The sequence below is a fragment of the Serratia sp. 4542 genome (genome assembly GCF_016805595.1).
In the GTDB taxonomy this organism is placed as follows: Bacteria; Pseudomonadota; Gammaproteobacteria; order Enterobacterales; family Enterobacteriaceae; genus Serratia; species Serratia nevei.
In genome coordinates, this window is sequence record NZ_RXKV01000003.1 from 50,838 (window position 1) to 69,943 (window position 19,106).

Sequence of the window (19,106 nt, forward strand, 5' to 3'; positions counted from 1 at the left end):
GGGCAAGTTTGATTTAGCGCAATTTTGCCGTGCGGATGGGAATTATTACGCTTTGGGGGCCGGGCGGCCCCCAGGGGAAAGGATCAGGAGAACAGGGCGATCAGCACCGGCGCCAGCAGGCTGAGCAGGAAGCCGTGCACGATGGCGGGGGGCACCATGTCCAGCCCGCCGCTGCGCTGCAGCACCGGCAGGGTGAAGTCCATCGAGGTGGCGCCGCACAGGCCAAGGGCGGTGGAGCGGCTGCGGCGCACCAGCGTCGGGATCAGCATGATCGCCACCAGCTCGCGCGCCAGATCGTTGAAGAACGCGGCGCTGCCCATCACCGGGCCGTAGGCGTCGGTGATCAGAATGCCCGACAGCGAATACCAGCCGAAGCCGGAGGCCATCGCCAGCCCGGCCTTGACCGGCAGCCCCAGCAGCTGCGCCGCCAGCGCGCCGCCGGCCAGCGACGCGACGGTCACCACCAACGCCACCAGCGTGCCGCGGCGGTTGAGCACGATCTGGCGCAGCGTCATGCCGCTGTTGCGCAACTGAATACCGACCAGCAACAGCAGGAAGATCAACGCATATTCGCTGCCTTTATGGGCGAACTGCAGCCATTGCCACTGCGTCAGGCCGAGCAGGAAGCCGCCGAGCACCACGCCGCACAGCTTGAGCGACTCCAGCGCCATGTGCACGCGCGAAGGCAGCTTTTCCTGTTTATGGCTGCTGCGCCACGGCATGCGCCGCTCCAGCAGCGCCAGCAACAGCAGATTGGCGCAGAGAATGCAGAAGAAGAACACCGCGCTGTACTGGAAGATCAGCACCAGGTTACTGCTGAGATCTTCCATGAACGCCAGGCTGATACCCATGAAAAACAGGATCACGTACACCATCCAGCTCAGCAGCCGGTTGATCAGCACCAGCAGCGGGCGATGGCGTAAGGGAATGAGGTAACCGACAATCAGCGGTAACAGAATAATCAACAGTCCTGAGTACATGGTGCAGCTTGTGTCCTTGAGTTTTGAAGCGCGCCGAACGGCGGCGAGGAGCACACGCTAACCAAAAGCCCGGCCGGAGTAAAGCGGCAGATTTGACGTTGGCCGCTTGACCTGCAAGGGGTTTTTTGACCATGCTCTGTGAAGGTCACCTCATTGAAGAGGCGACGGCGCGCACGGGAGGCGGCGGATGTTCTTGGAGCGTATCGAAATTGTAGGTTTTCGCGGCATTAATCGGCTGTCCCTGATGCTGGACGACAACACGCTGTTGCTCGGCGAAAACGCCTGGGGTAAATCCAGCCTGCTGGATGCGCTGACGCTGCTGCTGGCGCCGGAGCAGAAGCTGTATCGGTTTGAAGCGCACGACTTTCATTTTCCCCCCGGTGAAGAGTCGGCTAAAGAGCGCCACCTGCAGGTGGTGTTCACCTTCTGCGAAAAAGACATCGGCCATGCGCACCTGCCGCGCTATCGCCACCTGACGCCGCTGTGGGTCAAGGGGGAAGATGGCCTGAGCCGCATTCATTATCGCTGCGAGGGCGAGCTGGCCGACGACGGCACGGTGTGCACCTGGCGCGGTTTTCTCGACGCCGACGGCAACGCCTTTCAACTGCACCATATCGAACAGCTGGCCCACGCCATCATCCGCATCCACCCGGTATTGCGCCTGCGCGACGCGCGCTTTATTCGCCGCCTGCGCCCCAGCAGCCTCGGCGATGAACGCAAACCCGATACCCAGGCGCTGGCGCAGCAGCTGGATCAGCTGACGCGCGAGCTGGTGCGCAATCCGCAGAAGCTGACCAACGGCGAGCTGCGCCAGGGCCTGGCGGCCATGCAGCAGCTGCTGGAGCACTATTTTGCCGAGCAGAGTTCGCAGGTGGCGCGGCCGCGCCGCCGCGGCGGCGAACCGGAGCAGGATGCCTGGCGTGCGCTGGATGGCATCAACCGCATGGTGGCCGAACCGAACAGCCGCAGCATGCGCCTGATCCTGCTCGGGATGTTTTCCACCCTGCTGCAGGCCAAGGGCGACGTCAAGCTGGATCCGCATGCCCGGCCGCTGCTGCTGGTGGAAGACCCGGAAACTCGCCTGCACCCGATCATGCTGTCGGTGGCCTGGGGGCTGCTCAATCAGCTGCCGCTGCAGCGCATCACCACCACCAACTCCAGCGAACTGGTGTCGCTGGTGCCGGTGGAGCACGTCTGCCGGCTGGTGCGCGAGTCGGGGCGGGTCGCGACCTACCGTCTCGGGCCGCGCGGGCTGAGCGCCGAAGACGGGCGGCGCATCGCGTTTCACATCCGTTTCAACCGGCCGTCGTCGCTGTTCGCCCGCTGCTGGCTGCTGGTGGAAGGCGAGACCGAAGTGTGGCTGCTGAACGAGCTGGCGCGCCAGTGCGGCTACCATTTCGAGGCGGAAGGGGTGAGGGTCATCGAATTCGCCCAGTGCGGCCTGAAGCCGCTGCTGCGCTTTGCCCGCCGCATGGGCATCGAGTGGCATGCGCTGGTGGACGGCGACGAGGCGGGAAAAAAGTACGCCAATACCGTGCGCAGCCTGCTGGACAATCATGAAGACAACGAGCGCGATCGGCTGACCGCGCTGCCGGCGCCGGACATGGAGCACTTCATGTTCCGCGAAGGGTTCGGCCCGGTTTATCACCGGATGGCGTCGGTGCCGCTCAACGCGCAGATGCCGGTGCGCAAGGTGATCCTGAAAGCGGTCCACCACTCGTCGAAGCCGGATCTGGCGATCGAGGTCGCGATGCAGGCCGGCGAATGGGGCACGGACTCGGTGCCGCCGCTGCTGAAGAAAATGTTCTCACGGGTGATCTGGCTGGCGCGCGGCCGGGCGGACTGACGGCCAGCCGGGCGTTATCGGGCGCAGAAATGCGCCGCCAATCCTTGTTCCAGCTCGTCCAGCAGCTGATAGCGGCGGCGATACTCGGCGCGCTTCTTGCTGGCAATCTCTTCGATCGGCTTGCGAGCGATGCGTTCGGGCAGCAGGAAATAGCCGCTGTCGAGCGGTTTGGCGCCCATCGACAGCCAGAACTGATCGTAATCGGCGTGCAGTTTGTCCTTCTTCTTACTCTGGTAACGCCAGTTTTGATAGATATGGGTGGCGTTGCCGACCGCCACGATCTGGCGGATACCGAGGTGCCGCGCCAGCGTGCAGATGCCTTCCAGCACCAGGCGTTTGGGGAACAGGCCGTGACACTCTTTGGTGGTGTGCTGGATCTCGGCGTGCGGCACCTCATGGTTGGCGCCCTGCAGGCCGCCGATGAACAGCGTGGGTTGCTGCTGATAATGCATCAGCGCAAAGGTGATCTCCGCCAGCATCACGCCGTTGGCGTTGCGCAGCAGCAGCGTGGCTTCCCCTTCCTTATTCAGCTTGTCGATCGCCGCCAGTTCCAGCGCGATCGGCGCTTCGTTTTTGCCCATCGCGCTGGCTAGCACGAAAGACTGCGGGCCGAGGTGGCCGAGGCGCATCTTCAGCGGCATGCGCTGCGCGATGAGATCGTAATGATCGCGCAGGGCGAACAGGCATTCGATCTTGCTCATGTTGGCCGCCAGGTACGGGCGATGCAGTTTGCACGGCAGGTTCGGCTGCGCGCTCAGGATCTCTTCCAGCAGCGGGTTGCTGGCCAGGGTGCTGAGCAGGCCGCTGGTAGTGCGCCAGTTGAGCAGCGAACGGCCGAGAAACTTCAGGCGAAACGAGGTTTTTTTCCAGGCGTTGCTCGGTGCCTTTTCGCCATTGATCAGCGCCGTCATCAGTTGCCAGCCGTTAAGCGGCCGGGCGGAGGCGAGTGGGTAGCTGAGCTGTGACATGATGAAATCCTTGGCTGTATTGAATGGCGCTATTTCATCAAGGCTTCACTAAACGGGAGTTCAATGCTGAACTGTAACCAGGCGTGTCTCCACATTGTGTTGAGCTAAGGTTTAGTTATTCCCTACGTTGCATGCTAATTTAGCTCCGCCGCCGCAATGGGCGGTTGATATTCACAAGCACAGGCAGGTCAATTTTGACAGGGTTTAAAGGACATAAACGCCGCTGGATACTCGTTCTGGCGGTCATTGCGGCGCTTGCCGCGGCGGCCGTTTGGCACTTTCGCCATCCGGCGCCAACCGATTTCAAAACGGTAAAGGCCACCCAGCGCGATCTGCAGCAGAACGTGTTGGCGACCGGCCAACTGGACGCGGTGCGCAAGGTCGACGTCGGCGCGCAGGTCAGCGGGCAGCTGGAAAAACTGTATGTCGAGATCGGCGACAAGGTGAAGAAAGGCCAGTTGCTGGGGGTTATCGATCCGCAACAGGCGCAGAACAGCATCCGCGAAGGCGAGGCGACGCTGCGTGAACTGCATGCGCAACTGCTGCAGGCGCAGGCCGAACAGCAGCTGGCGGCGGTCACGCTGCAGCGCAACCAGGCGCTGGCCAAGCTGCAGGCGGTGTCGCGCCAGGATCTGGATCAGGCGGCGACGCAGCTGGCGGTGAAGAAGGCGCAGGTGGGCACCATCAATGCGCAGATCGCGCGGAACCAGGCCAGCCTGGATACCGCCAAGATCAACCTGGCCTATACCCGCATCGAGGCGCCGATGGATGGCGACGTGGTGCAGATCACCACGCTGCAGGGCCAGACGGTGATCGCGGCGCAGCAGGCACCGAACATTCTGACGCTGGCGGATCTCGGCACCATGCTGGTGAAGGCGCAGGTATCGGAGGCCGACGTCATTAATCTCAAGCCGGGTCAGAAGGCCTGGTTCACGGTGCTGGGCGATCCGACCCGGCGCTTCGACGGCGTGCTGAAAGACATTCAGCCGACGCCGGAAAAGGTCAACAACGCCATCTTCTATTATGCGCGTTTCGAAGTGCCCAACCCGGAAAGGTTGCTGCGCTTGCAAATGACGGCGCAGGTGCATATTCAGCTGGCCGGCGTCGAGCAGGCGCTGGTGATCCCGCTGGCGGCGCTGGGCGATCAGATCGCCGACAATCGCTACCACGTCTCGGTGCTGAAACAGGGCAAGGAAGAGAAGCGCGAGGTGGCTATCGGCCTGCGCAACAATATCGACGTGCAGATCCTCAGCGGCCTCGAGGCGGGCGATGAGGTGATCGTCAGCCGCGGCGGCGTGGAGGCCGGCTGATGGCGGCGCTGTTGCAGCTGAGCGGCATCCGCCGCAGTTACCGTTCCGGCGAGCAGACGGTGGAGGTGCTGAAGGGGATCAGCCTGAGCATTGAAGCCGGTGAAATGGTGGCGATCATGGGGGCCTCCGGCTCCGGCAAATCGACGCTGATGAACATTCTCGGCTGTCTGGACAAGCCGAGCGCCGGCGTGTATCGGGTGGCCGGGCAGGATGTGGCCACCCTGAGCGACGATGCGCTGGCGCAGCTGCGGCGCGAGCATTTCGGCTTTATCTTTCAGCGCTATCATCTGCTGCCGCACCTGAGCGCGGCGCACAACGTCGAAGTGCCGGCGGTGTATGCGGGGCTGGGCAAAGCGGCGCGGCGCGAACGGGCGGTGGCGCTGTTGCGGCGTCTGGGGCTGGGGGAGCGCGTCAACTACCGGCCGAGCCAGCTTTCCGGTGGTCAGCAGCAACGCGTCAGCATCGCTCGCGCGCTGATGAACGGCGGGCAGGTGATCCTGGCGGATGAACCGACCGGCGCGCTCGACAGCCACTCCGGCGAAGAGGTGATGGCGATCCTCAAACAGCTGTGCGCCCAGGGCCACACCGTGATCCTGGTGACCCACGATCCGGCGGTAGCGCGCCAGGCGGAGAGGATCATCGAGATCCGCGACGGCGAGATTATCGCCGATTCACGTCCTGCACCGCAGGAGAATGCGCAGGCCAAGCCGCTGGCGCTGGCCGCGGCGGCGGCTTCCTGGCGGCAGGTGGGCGGCCGTTTCCGCGAGGCGCTGGTGATGGCCTGGCGTGCGATGGCGGCCAACAAGATGCGCACCGCGCTGACCATGCTTGGCATCATTATTGGCATTGCCTCGGTGGTGTCGATCCTGGTGATCGGCGACGCCGCCAAGCAGATGGTGCTGGCGGACATCAAATCCATCGGCACCAACACCGTCGACATATACCCCGGCAAGGACTTCGGCGATGACGATCCGACCTACCGGCAATCGTTGAAATACGGCGATCTCGATGCGCTGCGCGAACAGCCTTACATCAGCGCGCTGTCGCCGAGCATCAGCAGCAGCATGCGGCTGCGCTTGGGCAACGTCGACGCGGCGGCCAACGTCAACGGCGTCAGCGAGCAGTTCTTCCGCGTGTACGGCATGAGCTTTACCCAAGGCGTCGGCATCGATCCGCTGCAGGTGCAGTCGCAGGCGCAGACGGTGGTGATCGACGCCAATACCCAGCGGCGGCTGTTCCCGCACCAGAAGAACGTGGTGGGCGAGGTGATCCTGGTAGGCAACATGCCGGCGACGGTGGTCGGCGTGGCCAAGGAGAAGCAGTCGATGTTCGGCAGCAGCAAGACGCTGAACGTGTGGGTACCTTACAGCACCATGGCCAACCGGCTGATGGGCAACAATTATTTTGACTCGATCACCGTTCGCATCCGCGACGGCTACGACAGCAAGGAAGCGGAACAGCAGCTGTCGCGCCTGTTGACGCTGCGCCACGGCAAGAAGGACTTCTTCACCTATAACATGGACAGCCTGGTGCAAACCGCCGAGAAAACCACCCGCACGCTGCAGCTGTTCTTGACGCTGGTGGCGGTGATTTCGCTGGTGGTCGGCGGTATCGGCGTGATGAACATCATGCTGGTGTCGGTGACCGAACGCACGCGCGAGATCGGCATCCGCATGGCGGTGGGGGCCCGTTCCGGCGACGTGTTGCAGCAGTTCCTGATCGAGGCGGTATTGGTCTGCCTGGTGGGGGGCGCGCTGGGGATTACGCTGTCGTTCGCCATCGGTCTGGCGGTGCAGCTGGTATTGCCGGGCTGGCAGATCAGCTTCCCGCCGGCGGCGTTGCTGAGCGCGTTCCTTTGTTCCACCGGCATCGGGGTGGTGTTCGGCTATCTGCCGGCGCGCAATGCCGCGCGGCTGAATCCGATCGATGCGCTGGCGCGCGAGTAAGTAAAAGGCATAAAAAATGCCAGTCACACGGCGGCTGGCATTTTTATCGCAGTCACGGTCAATGCAGCGCGACGCTGCCGGAAGCGTTTAGGACAGCGCCTCGCTTTCCACCGGCACAATAAGGCTGGCATGGTTCCCTTTTGGCCCTTGATGCACGTCGAAGCTGACCTGCTGGCCCGCCTTCAACGTTCTGTAACCATCCATCTTGATGGTGGAATAATGCGCGAAAATATCTTCGCCACCGCCGGCTGGGCAGATGAAGCCAAAACCTTTGGCGTTGTTAAACCATTTAACAGTACCCGTCTCCATGCTTTTACATCCCTCGCAACGCTATTTTAAGTGAGATGAATAACTGATTTCGCACCCGCCGTGGGCGGGTAGCAGCGTGGACAAAGGGTGGTTAAAAGACCACCAGCCACGAATTTACACTCTAGAGCAAATGATCGGGCCGTCAAGGGATCGGCTTTTGTCGGCGGGGAGCAGTTCACCAAAGTTTGAAGCAGGTAACGCTATTGCCACGATTCAGTCACAATTGGCCCGTTTTTTTGCGCACGTTACAGTGCGGCGGGACGAAGCCGAAGATGATAAAATAGTAACTATCCCCCACTTTGAATAACCGAAACCTGCCCCCATATAAGAGGGCAGAGCAGAGAAGATGAGCAGCGATGGGCAATAACAACGACTGGCTAAACTTTGAACACTTGGCCGAAGAAAAACAAATCGATGCGGTAAAACCGCCGTCTATGTATAAAGTTATACTTAACAACGACGATTACACACCGATGGAATTTGTGATTGACGTTCTGCAAAAGTTCTTTTCTTATGATATTGAACGCGCAACGCAACTGATGCTCACGGTCCACTATCAAGGCAAGGCGATCTGTGGTGTTTTTACCGCCGAGGTGGCGGAAACCAAAGTCGTCCATGTGAACCGGTACGCAAGGGAGAACGAGCATCCGTTGCTTTGTACGCTGGAAAAAGCCTGAATAAGGCAATCTATTGGGGAGGTGCTTATGCTCAATCAAGAACTGGAACTCAGTCTCAACATGGCTTTCGCCAGGGCGCGTGAGCACAGACACGAGTTTATGACCGTGGAGCACCTGTTGCTGGCGTTGCTGAGCAACCCTGCCGCGCGAGAAGCGCTTGAGGCATGTACGGTGGATCTGGCCGCGTTGCGCCAGGAGCTGGAAGCCTTCATCGAACAAACCACACCGACGCTGCCCGCCGGCGAAGAAGAGCGCGACACTCAGCCGACGCTCAGCTTCCAGCGCGTGCTGCAGCGCGCGGTCTTCCATGTGCAATCTTCCGGCCGCAGCGAAGTGTCCGGCGCCAACGTGTTGGTGGCCATCTTCAGCGAGCAAGAGTCGCAGGCGGCCTATCTGCTGCGCAAACACGACGTCAGCCGTCTCGACGTGGTGAACTTTATTTCACATGGCACGCGTAAAGACGAGCCGGGCCAAGCGCCGAATGCGGAAAACCCGGTGAACGAAGAGCAGTCCGGAGGGGAAGACCGTATGGAAAACTTCACCACCAACCTCAATCAGTTGGCCCGTGTGGGCGGCATCGATCCGTTGATCGGCCGCGATCGTGAGCTGGAGCGCGCGATTCAGGTGCTGTGCCGCCGTCGTAAAAACAACCCGCTGCTGGTCGGCGAATCCGGCGTCGGCAAGACCGCCATCGCCGAGGGCCTGGCCTGGCGTATCGTGCAGGGCGACGTGCCGGAAGTGATGGCGGACTGCACGCTGTATTCGCTGGATATCGGTTCACTGCTGGCCGGCACCAAATACCGCGGCGACTTCGAGAAGCGTTTCAAAGCGCTGCTCAAGCAGCTGGAACAGGATCAGAACAGCATTTTGTTCATCGATGAAATTCACACCATCATCGGCGCCGGCGCGGCTTCCGGTGGGCAGGTGGATGCCGCCAACCTGATCAAACCGCTGCTGTCGAGCGGCAAGATCCGGGTGATCGGCTCGACCACCTACCAGGAGTTCAGCAACATCTTCGAAAAGGATCGCGCCCTGGCGCGCCGTTTCCAGAAGATCGACATCACCGAGCCGACGGCGGAAGAGACCGTTCAGATCATCAACGGCCTGAAGGCCAAGTATGAAGCGCACCACGACGTGCGTTATACCGCCAAGGCGATCCGCGCCGCGGTGGAGCTGTCGGTGAAATACATCAACGATCGTCATCTGCCGGACAAGGCGATCGACGTGATCGACGAGGCGGGCGCCCGCAGCCGGTTGATGCCGGCCAGCAAGCGCAAGAAAACCGTCAACGTGGCCGATATCGAATCCGTGGTGGCGCGTATCGCTCGCATCCCGGAGAAAACCGTGTCGGCCAGCGATCGCGACGTGCTGAGAAACCTGGGCGATCGCCTGAAGATGCTGGTGTTCGGCCAGGATCAGGCGATCGAAGCGTTGACCGAAGCGATCAAGATGAGCCGCGCCGGTCTGGGCCACGAGCGCAAGCCGGTCGGTTCCTTCCTGTTCGCCGGGCCGACCGGGGTCGGGAAAACCGAGGTCACCGTACAGTTGGCCAAGGCGATGGATATCGAGCTGCTGCGTTTCGACATGTCCGAGTACATGGAGCGGCATACCGTCAGCCGTCTGATCGGCGCGCCTCCGGGCTATGTCGGTTACGATCAGGGCGGGCTGCTGACCGATGCGGTGATCAAGCATCCGCATGCGGTGGTGCTGCTCGATGAGATCGAGAAGGCGCATCCGGACGTGTTCAACCTGCTGCTGCAGGTGATGGACAACGGGACGCTGACCGACAACAACGGCCGCAAGGCGGACTTCCGCAACGTGATCCTGGTGATGACCACCAACGCCGGGGTACGGGAAACCGAACGCAAATCGATCGGCCTGGTGCAGCAGGACAACAGCACCGACGCGATGGAAGAGATCAAGAAGGTGTTTACGCCGGAGTTCCGCAACCGTCTGGACAACATCATCTGGTTCAACCATCTGTCTACCGAGGTGATCCAGCAGGTGGTCGACAAGTTCATCGTCGAACTGCAGGCGCAGCTGGATGCGAAGGGCGTCTCGCTGGAAGTGAGCGACGAAGCGCGCGACTGGCTGTCGGTGAAGGGCTACGACCGTGCGATGGGGGCTCGCCCGATGGCGCGCGTCATGCAGGAGAACCTGAAAAAACCGTTGGCCAACGAACTGCTGTTCGGCTCGCTGGTGGACGGCGGTTCCGTGAAGGTCGAGCTGGACAAGGACAAGAAACAGCTGACCTACCACTTCCTCAGCGCCGCCAAACGCAAGGCGGACGAGGGCGCGGTACACTAAGGCTGCCTTCAGGCAAAGAAAAAGCGATGCTTCGGCATCGCTTTTTTTATGGGTGAGATTCACCGTACAACAGAAACGAGTGAGCCCTCTCAGTTTACCTGCGCACCTGCAACCCGTTGTGTAACGTCGCTGCGGGGGTAAACGGAAAGGGCTCCCGAGGGATTACATCCTCGATGCCGCCAGCGTGTGGCGCGCGGTGAGCCGATTAACGGCTACGGAAGACAATGCGGCCTTTGCTCAGGTCGTACGGGGTCAGCTCTACAGTGACTTTGTCGCCCGTCAGGATGCGGATATAGTTTTTACGCATTTTACCGGAGATGTGTGCGGTTACCACGTGCCCGTTTTCCAATTCAACGCGGAACATGGTGTTCGGCAGCGTATCAAGAACGGTGCCCTGCATTTCAATATTGTCTTCTTTGGCCATCGAATCCTCTAGGTCTAACTACCTTAGTTTTTAACCGGCAAGATAATGCCGAAAAACCCCCATTATGTAAAGATGTGTCGGTGAACATTGCACCGTTTCCACCAATTAGTTTACTGGAGAGGGCGGTTCAGCCGGCTGTGGGGATATGACTTGCGGCTCCCAGCACGCCGGCGCCAAAGGCCGCCGTTGAAGGGTGCTGAGCTGCTGCAAAAATTGACGGCGCGGAATTTCACGCGCGCCAAGGCGGGCAGTGTGAGCGTTCAGCACCTGGCAGTCAATCAATTCCCCGCCATAAGCGGCAAAATGGCGGCAAAAGGCCATCAATGCGCATTTTGAGGCGTTGGTAACGCGGCTGAACATCGATTCGCCGCAGAACAACGCGCCCTGCGCCACGCCGTACATGCCGCCGACCAGTTGATCATTCTGCCACACCTCCACCGAGTGCGCGTAGCCGAGGCGGTGCAGATGCTGATAGGCGCGCTGTACCTCCGGGCCGATCCAGGTGCCTTCATCCGGCCGATGGGCGCAGGCGGCGATCACCGCGGCGAAGTTGTGGTTGAGCGTGATGCGAAACGGATCGTGGCGCAAAAAGCGTTTCAGGCTGCGGTTGAGATGAAACTCTGTCGGGAACAGCACCGCACGCGGATCGGGCGACCACCACAGAATCGCTTCCCCCGGCGAGTACCAGGGGAAAATGCCGCGCTCGTAGGCCGCCAGCAGCCGCGGCGCCGTCAGGTCGCCGCCGATAGCCAGCAGGCCGTTAGGGTCGCGCAGGGCGCCCTCAGGCGAGGGAAACGCCAGCGACTGGGGGGAAAGTTTAACGATGCGCATACAGGCTCTCTGCGTCCTCTACGGGCCGATTACGGCGCCAGGTTGCTGATACGGTTGCGAAAGCGGGCATAGCGGCCCTGCCGGCGCATCAGGGTGGCGTGATCGCCCTGTTCGACAATCCGGCCGTCGTCCATCACGCAAATGCGGTCGAGATGCTCCAGGCCGTACAGACGGTGCGTCACCAGGATCAGCGTTTTGCCCTGACAATGCCGGCGCAGCAGCGCCAGGATCTGCTGCTCGGTTTCGGCGTCCAGCCCTTCGGTCGGTTCGTCGAGCAGCAGCAGCGGGGCAGGGTGCAGCAGCGCGCGGGCGATGCCAAGACGGCGCTGTTCGCCGCCGGACAACTGCCGGCCGCCTTCGCCCAGCCAGGCGTTCAGCCCGCCGTCGCTGTCCAGCAATTTGCCGAGCCCCACCTGCTGCAGCACCTCGCTCAGGCGAGCGTCGTCGGCGTCCGGCGCGGCCAGCCGCAGGTTTTCCCGCAGCGTATCGCTGAAGATATGCACCCGCTGGCTGACGACCGTGGTCATCCGACGCAGCGTGGTTTCATCATAATCCTCCAGCGGTTCGCCGTTGAGCAGAATGTTGCCGCCGTCGGTGCGCCAGGCGCGGGTCAGCAGCTGCAGCAGGGTGGACTTGCCGCAGCCGGTGCGGCCGAGCAAGGCGATGTGTTCGCCGGCCGCGATCTCGAGCGTGACGTCGCGCAGCACCGGCTGCGGCTGGTCGGGGTAGGTGAAGCTCAACTGCTGCAGGCTAAGCTGCGCCCGATCGGCGGCGGCCGGGCCGGCGGCAGGGAAGGTGACTTCCGGCTGGCGATCGATGATCTGTTTGACCCGCGTGGCGGAGGCAATCACCTGGCCGAGATGCTGGAAGGCGCCGGCGACCGGCATCAGCGCTTCGAACGACGCCAGCGCGGCGAAGACAAACAGCGCGATCAGCGCGCCGGGTTGGGTATCGCCGCCGATGCCGGCGGCGGTCAGCCACAGCAGCAGCGTCACCGTCAGCCCGCTGGCGAGGATCATCAACGCCTGCGCCTTGCCGCTCAGCGAGGCCTGCTGCCACTGGCGGCGTTGCCACCGCTGTTCGGTGGCGTTCAGCGTCTGGCGGAAGTCGTTGACTGCGCCGAACACCACCAGCTCGGCCTGCCCCTGCAGCCAGGCGGTCAGGTCGGTACGGTATTGGCTGCGCAGCGCGGTGAGTTGGCCGCCGATCGGCTTGCCGGCGCGATAGAACACCGGCGGCACCAGCAGCAACAGCAGCAACAGAATGCCGCCCAGCGTCAGGGCGAGCGCAGGATCGAGCCAGCTCAGGCCGTAGGTGACCACCAGGATCACCACCGCCGCGCTGATCAACGGCGAGATCACCCGCAGATAAAGATGATCCAGCGTGTCCACGTCCGCCACCAGGCGGTTGAGCAGCTCGGCCTGGCGGAAGCGGGCGATGCCGCCCGGCGTCAGCGGCAGGATCTTGCTGAAGGTGAACACCCGCAGATGCGACAGTACGCGGAAGGTGGCGTCGTGGCTGACGACTCGCTCGGCATAGCGCCCGGCGGTGCGGAAGATCGCCGCGCCGCGCACGCCGGCGGCCGGCAGCATGTAGTTGAAGGTCAACAGGCCCGCCAATCCGGCCAGCGACGAGGCGGCCAGGAACCAGCCGGAGAGTGCCAGCAGGCCGATGCTGGCCAGCAGAGTGACGATCGCCAAAAGGATGCCCAGGCTAATCAGCAGGCTATGGCGGCGATACAACGCCAAAAACGGCAGCAAAACGCGCATGATTAAAGCTCCCCGCGGCGATGGGCGATCAGAGTGGCAAACAGGCCCGGTTGGGCGCTGAGGGTGGCGTAATCGCCCTGTTGCACGATGCGCCCGTTATCCATCACCCAAATCTGATCGTAGTCTTCGGTATCTTCCAGCTGGTGCGTCACCAGCAGGGTGGTTTGCTGATGCGAAGCGGCATTCAACGCCTGCATCACCCGCTGTTCGCTGTGGGCATCGAGGCTGGCGGCCGGTTCATCCAGCAGCAGCAGGCGGCGCGGACCGATCAGCGCCCGGGCGACCGCCACGCGCTGCGCCTGGCCGACCGACAGGCGAGCGGCGTTGTCGCCCACTTCGGTGTCGAGCCCCTGCGGCAGATAAGGGAGCAGTTCGCTGACGTAGGCGAGTTCCACCGCCTGCTGCAGCTGCGCTTCGTCGGCCTGCGGGCAGCCCAGCAGAATATTGGCGCGCAGGGTTTGCGCCGGCAGATGCGGGTTCTGGCCGACCCAGCTCAGCTGCTGGCGCCAGGTTTCGGCGGACAGTTCACGCAGCTCAATGCCGTTGACGGTCAACGACCCGCGATAGGGCAGGAAGCCGAGCAGCAGATTCAGCAGCGAGCTTTTACCGGCGCCGCTCAGCCCGACCAGCGCCACGCGCTGCTGCGGTTGCAGGGTGAAGCTCAGCGGCCCGGCCAGCAGTACGCCGTTCGGCGACAGGATTTCCAACGCGTTCGCCTGCAGCGTCAGCGGTTGATCGGCGGGCAGTTGCCGCGTGCCGTTGCCCATCTGCTCGCCTTCGGCGCTGAGGAAGGTTTCCAGCGCTTCCGCCGCGCCGATCGCCTGCGCTTTGGCATGGTAGAAGGTGCCGAGATCGCGCAGCGGTTGGAAAAACTCCGGTGCCAGAATCAACACCAGAAAACCGGAAAACAGCGTCACGCCGAGGCCGTAGCTGCCGAAGTTGAGTTCACCGAGGTAGGAAAAGCCGAAGTACACCGCCACCACGGCGATGGAGATCGAGGCGAAGAACTCCAGCACGCCGGAAGAGAGGAAGGCCAGGCGCAGCACTTCCATGGTGCGGCTGCGGAAGTCTTCGGAGGATTTGGCGATCTGCGCGGTTTCGGCCTGCGCGCGGTCGAACAGCCGCAGGGTGTCCAGGCCGCGCAGGCGGTCGAGGAAGTTGCCGCTCAAGCGCGCCAGCGCCACGAAGTTGCGGCGGTTGGCGTCGGCGGCTCCCATGCCGACCAGCGCCATAAACAGCGGGATCAGCGGCGCGGTTGCCAGCAGAATGATGCCCGCGGCCCAATTGATCGGGAAGACGGCGATCAAAATCAGCAGCGGGATGAAAACCGCCAGATACATCTGCGGCAGATAGCGCGAGTAATAGTCCTGCATATCCTCGATCTGTTCGACGATGATGCTGGCCCAGCTGCCCGCCGGTTTGCCCTGGATCCAGGCCGGGCCGAGCTGCTGCAGCTTATCCAGCACCTGTTGGCGCATGCGCTGGCGGATCACCTGCCCACACAGGAAACCAATCCGTTCCCGCAGCCAGCTTAACAGCGCCCGCAGCGCGAACGCGGCGGCCAGCCAGATAAACGAAGGGATCAGCTGTTCGCGCGGGGTATGTTCGATGATCAGGGCGTGCAGCAGGCTGGCCAGCAGCCAGGCCTGCGCCACGATCAGCAGGCCGCTGAACAGCCCCAACAGCATGGAAAGGCGCAGCCAACGCTGCGCTAACGAACTCTGGGTTTTAAGCCAACGGGTTAACTGTTGCTGTCTGGTTTTTTTCATCAGATATGCGTCTGCATCGCCGGCGCCCGTTTGTTACGGGCTGGGTTAACGTACTGTTAAATAATAGTGTTTGGCGCAATCGGCGGCAAACAAGCGAGGTCCCATGTTACCTCGTCACCCGGCAGACTGAAAATAATAAAGCGGCCAAATGTGGCTATAACAGACGCGTTACCGACTATTTGACTTCCTCACTCGCGGCCTCGGCTTCCAGAGCGGCGCACACCGACGCTCGCTCTGCGATCCGCGCCACATAATGCTGGAGCGGCGGCCACTCGCTCAGCGAAATCTCGAAGCGCGCCATCCAGCGCAACACGGTAAATAGATAAGCGTCTGCGACGCTGAAATGCGTTCCCAGCAGATAAGTTTGTGGTGCCAAAGCTTGCGCGATATAACCCAATCGCCGCCTCAACTTGTCGCGCAGCAACGCCTTGGCGCCTTCGGGCAGGGCGTCATTGAATAAAGGGGCGGCGCCGGCATGGATCTCGCTGGTGATGAAATTAAGCCATTCCTGCAGCCGTACCCGCTCAAAGGCCGTCGGTGGCGGCGCCAGCCGGCGCTCTGGGCGCAGGTCGGCGAGGTATTGAACGATAGCGGAGCCTTCGGTGATCACATTGCCATCGTCCAGTTGCAGGGCGGCGACGTAACCTTTGGGGTTGATGCGATAGAAATCCTCACCGTCGGCGCAGCGCTTGCTGCGATTGTTCACCCTGATCAGGGTGAAGGGGAGCGCTAATTCGCGCAGGACGATATGTGGGGCAAGCGAGCAGGCATCGGGAGCAAAATACAGCTTCATGCTATTTCCTTGTGGGTCAATGAGAACGCTTGCCACAGCATGCCGACGCGGGCACCGGCGGGAAAATGGAAATTTCAGAAAGCCGCTATTAGCTCAGCGACTGGCCAGAGTTTGCTCCTGTTCTCGCAGGTAACTCAGCAGGGTTTGGACGGGGAGCCGGGCCGCCGCCTCGGATGAGCACGCGAGGCCGAAACGGCGATAAATCGGCGCAACGAGCGGCAGAGCGCAAACCCCAAGCGCGTCGGGCGGGATCACGGACGCGGGCATCAGCGCGACGCCCGTGCCTTACCTGACCAGCGTCAATGCCGTTTGCCAATCGCTGACGGTGGCGCGGATATCGGCCAGCGCCAGGCCCGACTGCTGCGCCAAGCTTTGCGCATTGAGATCGCACCCGCCGGTCGCCAGGATAAAAGGCAGCCGGAACAGGGCATCCAGCGCCACCGGCCGCCGCGCTCGCGCCAGCGGATGCGCGCTGGGCACGACCGCCAGCCAGGCATCCTCTCCCAAAGGGAAGCACTGCCGCTCCGGCGCCGGATTGAGCACCACGCCGATGTCTGCCGTCGCCGATGTTAACCAGCTCTCCACTTCGTGATCGGTGCCCTCGAGCGTAATCAGCTCAATGTCGGGGTACAGACGGCGAAATTTACGCAGCAGCGGCGGCAACAGCTTGCTGAATGCCGACGGGAAACTGGCCAGGCGTATTTTGCCCGCGTGCGCGTTGCCGGCTTGTTGCGCACACTGCTGAATGGCCCGCAGTGCTTCCAACATCGTGCGGGCATGGGCGACGATCTGCAGGCCGCTTTGGGTCAGGACGACATTGTGCGGTTGGCGCACCAAAAGCCGGGTGCTCAGCATTGTCTCCAGTTGAGCGATGGCCTGGCTGGCGGCAGAGTGCGTCATACCGCAGATCGCCGCAGCCTGAGTGATGGTGCCGCTGTCGGCGACGGCAACCAGCAGGCGCCAGTGAAGAAGATTATGCATCGGCGTGCATCCTCTTGAGGAGCGAAGACAAAAAAAGCGGCCCGAGAGCCGCTTTTTGCCGGTGGCGAGAAAGCCTTAGCAGACTTCTGCGCCGGCGATGCCGTCCAGGTAACGCTCTGCGTCCAGCGCCGCCATACAGCCGGTGCCGGCGGAGGTGATCGCCTGGCGGTAAATGTGATCCATCACGTCGCCTGCGGCGAAGACGCCGGGGATAGTGGTTTGGGTCGCATTGCCGTGAATGCCGGACTGCACCTTGATGTAGCCGTTTTCCAGCTCCAGCTGGCTGCCGAAGATGCCGGTGTTCGGGCTGTGGCCGATAGCGATGAACACGCCGGCCAGCTCCAGTTCACGGGTTTCGTTTTCCGCTTTGGTGCTGCGGATACGCACGCCGGTCACGCCCATTTCATCGCCCAGAACTTCGTCCAGCGTATGGTCGGTGTGCAGCACGATGTTGCCGCTTTTCACTTTTTCCATCAGCCGGTCGATCAGGATCTTCTCCGAGCGGAAGCTGTCGCGGCGGTGGATCAGGTGAACTTCGGCGGCGATGTTGGACAGGTACAGCGCTTCTTCAACGGCGGTGTTGCCGCCGCCGACCACCGCGACTTTCTGGTTGCGGTAGAAGAAACCGTCGCAGGTCGCACAGGCGGAAACGCCTTTGCCCTTGAAGGCGTCTTCGGAAGGCAGGCCAAGGTAGCGTGCAGAGGCGCCGGTCGCGATGATCAGCGCGTCGCAGCTGTATTCACCGCTGTCGCCGAACAGGCGGAACGGACGCTGCTGCAGATCGACGCTGTTGATGTGATCGAAGACGATTTCAGTCTGGAACTTCTCCGCATGCTCGCGCATGCGCTCCATCAGCGCCGGACCGGTCAGGCCTTCGGCGTCGCCCGGCCAGTTTTCCACTTCGGTGGTGGTGGTCAGCTGGCCGCCTTGTTCCATACCGGTGATCAGCACCGGGCTCAGGTTGGCGCGCGCTGCGTAAACGGCGGCGGTGTAACCGGCCGGGCCGGAGCCCAGAATCAGTAATTTGCTATGTTTAGCCGTGCCCATGAATAACCTCTTTATTCCACAATGGCGGACAATGGACCGATTGTAGGGAAAATGGCGCAGTAAAAAAAGCGCCGGGCGACGTTGTTAACGATTTGTATGATAGTTGTCGCCTATTAATGCACCCGCTGTCGGCAAATCGCACGCTGAACGCAGAAATTTACCTTATCAAAGCCGCATTCGGCTGCCGAATCGCCAACCGCGCAAAAACGGCGCATTCTGCGACTTGAGCCGCTCCCTGCCGGGGTTTATCTACCAGCGATTCATAACCAAAAATGGGATGCAGACTTTTCGTGACGGTACGTTGTTCTGATTTTGCTTCTTTTACTTTGACAATCCGCTGCGCATTTGCGAAAACATCATAGGAAGAAGAAATTATCCCCGTAACACCAGCAAATCGTACGTATTTGCGCCGCGAGGCGGCAATGCGCGGTGGGTTTACGGAGCAGGGCGCGCAAGCGTTTGCTGATTTTTTCTCGACCTAAACGTCGTTACCGGCGTCGCGCGGGGTTGGACAGACAGGCTGCGCGGCGTGGAATGATGGTAGTGAAGAAGCATATGACAGGCATCGGGTCTTCGCTTGGAACGAACCCTTACACATTGACGTTGGCTAGGGTGTGGCAAGTGCACGGAAGAAAATAAGAGAGACAATAATAATGGCAGACAACAAGAAACGCCCGGGTAAAGATCTTGACCGTATCGACCGCAACATCCTGAATGAGCTGCAGAAGGATGGGCGTATTTCGAACGTCGAGCTTTCGAAGCGCGTGGGGTTATCCCCGACACCATGTTTAGAACGCGTGCGCCGTCTCGAGCGCCAGGGTTTCATTCATGGCTATACCGCATTGCTCAACCCGCATTATCTGGATGCGTCCCTGCTGGTTTTCGTGGAGATCACGCTGAACCGCGGCGCGCCGGATGTGTTTGAGCAATTCAACTCGGCAGTGCAGAAGCTTGAAGAAATTCAGGAGTGTCATCTGGTTTCCGGCGATTTCGACTACCTGTTGAAAACCCGCGTACCGGACATGTCGGCTTACCGCAAACTGTTGGGTGAAACCTTGCTGCGTTTGCCGGGGGTCAACGACACCCGTACCTACGTAGTGATGGAAGAAGTGAAACAGAGTAACCGTCTGGTTATCAAAACACGGTAAG

At 61.6% G+C, this 19,106-nt stretch carries 15 protein-coding genes and 1 pseudogene; 6 read left to right on the forward strand and 10 right to left on the reverse strand.

Annotation, left to right across the window (positions count from 1 at the left end; all coding sequences use genetic code 11):
* Positions 1 to 83 precede the first annotated feature (83 nt).
* A complete protein-coding gene (locus EKL15_RS02675; RefSeq protein ID WP_004928363.1) occupies positions 84 to 980 on the reverse strand; it encodes a lysine exporter LysO family protein in 897 nt (298 codons plus the stop codon).
* Between the two features lie 187 nt (positions 981 to 1,167).
* On the opposite strand from EKL15_RS02675, the gene EKL15_RS02680 reads away from it, so the two are divergent.
* Entirely contained in the window at positions 1,168 to 2,826 is a 1,659-nt protein-coding gene (locus EKL15_RS02680; protein WP_038880734.1) for an ATP-dependent endonuclease, read from the forward strand.
* A 14-nt stretch (positions 2,827 to 2,840) separates the two neighbouring features.
* On the opposite strand, the gene EKL15_RS02685 is transcribed toward EKL15_RS02680, so the two are convergent.
* Positions 2,841 to 3,794 carry a VirK/YbjX family protein gene (locus tag EKL15_RS02685; protein WP_060421702.1) on the reverse strand — a complete coding sequence of 318 codons (954 nt, stop codon included), beginning with the start codon at positions 3,792 to 3,794 and terminating at the stop codon, positions 2,841 to 2,843.
* A gap of 194 nt (positions 3,795 to 3,988) precedes the next feature.
* Here EKL15_RS02685 and macA point away from each other — a divergent pair, with 194 nt between their 5' ends.
* Positions 3,989 to 5,104: a macrolide transporter subunit MacA gene (macA, locus tag EKL15_RS02690; protein WP_060440293.1), complete on the forward strand. Its 1,116-nt coding sequence runs from the start codon at positions 3,989 to 3,991 to the stop codon at positions 5,102 to 5,104.
* Positions 5,104 to 7,050 carry a macrolide ABC transporter ATP-binding protein/permease MacB gene (macB, locus tag EKL15_RS02695; RefSeq protein ID WP_047727959.1) on the forward strand — a complete coding sequence of 649 codons (1,947 nt, stop codon included), beginning with the start codon at positions 5,104 to 5,106 and terminating at the stop codon, positions 7,048 to 7,050. Before macA ends, macB begins: the two co-directional genes overlap by 1 nt.
* Before the next feature lie 87 nt (positions 7,051 to 7,137).
* Here the strand turns inward: macB and cspD are convergent, their stop codons facing one another.
* Positions 7,138 to 7,359, reverse strand: a complete 222-nt coding sequence (gene cspD / locus EKL15_RS02700) for a cold shock-like protein CspD (protein WP_004928349.1) — start codon at positions 7,357 to 7,359, stop codon at positions 7,138 to 7,140.
* Positions 7,360 to 7,715: 356 nt separating this feature from the next.
* Between cspD and clpS the strand changes: the two genes are divergently transcribed.
* Both clpS and clpA read left to right on the forward strand, forming a co-directional pair.
* The gene (gene clpS / locus EKL15_RS02705; RefSeq protein WP_004928347.1) at positions 7,716 to 8,036 is read left to right on the forward strand and encodes an ATP-dependent Clp protease adapter ClpS; all 321 of its coding nucleotides are present in this window, start codon (positions 7,716 to 7,718) and stop codon (positions 8,034 to 8,036) included.
* A gap of 27 nt (positions 8,037 to 8,063) precedes the next feature.
* Positions 8,064 to 10,343 (forward strand): ATP-dependent Clp protease ATP-binding subunit ClpA, encoded by a 2,280-nt coding sequence (gene clpA, locus EKL15_RS02710; protein WP_004928343.1) that lies wholly within the window; start codon positions 8,064 to 8,066, stop codon positions 10,341 to 10,343.
* A 205-nt stretch (positions 10,344 to 10,548) separates the two neighbouring features.
* On the opposite strand, the gene infA is transcribed toward clpA, so the two are convergent.
* The 7 genes and pseudogenes from infA to trxB all read right to left on the reverse strand — a co-directional run bounded on the left by infA (position 10,549) and on the right by trxB (position 17,957).
* Complete coding sequence (gene infA / locus EKL15_RS02715) at positions 10,549 to 10,767, reverse strand: translation initiation factor IF-1 (RefSeq protein WP_002211347.1); 219 nt, start codon at positions 10,765 to 10,767, stop codon at positions 10,549 to 10,551.
* Positions 10,768 to 10,872: 105 nt separating this feature from the next.
* Positions 10,873 to 11,598 (reverse strand): leucyl/phenylalanyl-tRNA--protein transferase, encoded by a 726-nt coding sequence (aat, locus tag EKL15_RS02720; protein WP_084826495.1) that lies wholly within the window; start codon positions 11,596 to 11,598, stop codon positions 10,873 to 10,875.
* A 29-nt stretch (positions 11,599 to 11,627) separates the two neighbouring features.
* The gene (gene cydC / locus EKL15_RS02725) at positions 11,628 to 13,367 is read right to left on the reverse strand and encodes a cysteine/glutathione ABC transporter ATP-binding protein/permease CydC (protein ID WP_203088742.1); all 1,740 of its coding nucleotides are present in this window, start codon (positions 13,365 to 13,367) and stop codon (positions 11,628 to 11,630) included.
* Positions 13,368 to 13,369: 2 nt separating this feature from the next.
* Entirely contained in the window at positions 13,370 to 15,136 is a 1,767-nt protein-coding gene (cydD, locus tag EKL15_RS02730; RefSeq protein ID WP_060440290.1) for a cysteine/glutathione ABC transporter permease/ATP-binding protein CydD, read from the reverse strand.
* 175 nt (positions 15,137 to 15,311) lie between these two features.
* The gene (gene gstA / locus EKL15_RS02735) at positions 15,312 to 15,929 is read right to left on the reverse strand and encodes a glutathione transferase GstA (RefSeq protein ID WP_203088744.1); all 618 of its coding nucleotides are present in this window, start codon (positions 15,927 to 15,929) and stop codon (positions 15,312 to 15,314) included.
* Between the two features lie 93 nt (positions 15,930 to 16,022).
* Positions 16,023 to 16,910 (reverse strand): annotated as a pseudogene (locus EKL15_RS02740) (LysR family transcriptional regulator).
* Between the two features lie 75 nt (positions 16,911 to 16,985).
* Positions 16,986 to 17,957, reverse strand: coding sequence for a thioredoxin-disulfide reductase (trxB, locus tag EKL15_RS02745; protein WP_203088746.1), 972 nt, complete (start codon positions 17,955 to 17,957; stop codon positions 16,986 to 16,988).
* A gap of 653 nt (positions 17,958 to 18,610) precedes the next feature.
* Here trxB and lrp point away from each other — a divergent pair.
* Complete coding sequence (gene lrp, locus EKL15_RS02750; protein WP_004928318.1) at positions 18,611 to 19,105, forward strand: leucine-responsive transcriptional regulator Lrp; 495 nt, start codon at positions 18,611 to 18,613, stop codon at positions 19,103 to 19,105.
* The last annotated feature ends 1 nt before the right edge of the window (position 19,106 follow it).

Bases quoted from the DNA above. Each gene is read 5' to 3' on its own strand.
- clpS (WP_004928347.1), top strand. From the start codon at position 7,716: ATGGGCAATAACAACGACTGGCTAAACTTTGAACACTTGGCCGAAGAA.
- clpA (WP_004928343.1), top strand. From the start codon at position 8,064: ATGCTCAATCAAGAACTGGAACTCAGTCTCAACATGGCTTTCGCCAGG.
- EKL15_RS02685 (WP_060421702.1), bottom strand. From the start codon at position 3,794: ATGTCACAGCTCAGCTACCCACTCGCCTCCGCCCGGCCGCTTAACGGC.
- gstA (WP_203088744.1), bottom strand. From the start codon at position 15,929: ATGAAGCTGTATTTTGCTCCCGATGCCTGCTCGCTTGCCCCACATATC.
- aat (WP_084826495.1), bottom strand. From the start codon at position 11,598: ATGCGCATCGTTAAACTTTCCCCCCAGTCGCTGGCGTTTCCCTCGCCT.
- infA (WP_002211347.1), bottom strand. From the start codon at position 10,767: ATGGCCAAAGAAGACAATATTGAAATGCAGGGCACCGTTCTTGATACG.
- cydC (WP_203088742.1), bottom strand. From the start codon at position 13,367: ATGCGCGTTTTGCTGCCGTTTTTGGCGTTGTATCGCCGCCATAGCCTG.
- macB (WP_047727959.1), top strand. From the start codon at position 5,104: ATGGCGGCGCTGTTGCAGCTGAGCGGCATCCGCCGCAGTTACCGTTCC.
- EKL15_RS02680 (WP_038880734.1), top strand. From the start codon at position 1,168: ATGTTCTTGGAGCGTATCGAAATTGTAGGTTTTCGCGGCATTAATCGG.
- EKL15_RS02675 (WP_004928363.1), bottom strand. From the start codon at position 980: ATGTACTCAGGACTGTTGATTATTCTGTTACCGCTGATTGTCGGTTAC.
- cydD (WP_060440290.1), bottom strand. From the start codon at position 15,136: ATGAAAAAAACCAGACAGCAACAGTTAACCCGTTGGCTTAAAACCCAG.
- trxB (WP_203088746.1), bottom strand. From the start codon at position 17,957: ATGGGCACGGCTAAACATAGCAAATTACTGATTCTGGGCTCCGGCCCG.
- lrp (WP_004928318.1), top strand. From the start codon at position 18,611: ATGGCAGACAACAAGAAACGCCCGGGTAAAGATCTTGACCGTATCGAC.
- cspD (WP_004928349.1), bottom strand. From the start codon at position 7,359: ATGGAGACGGGTACTGTTAAATGGTTTAACAACGCCAAAGGTTTTGGC.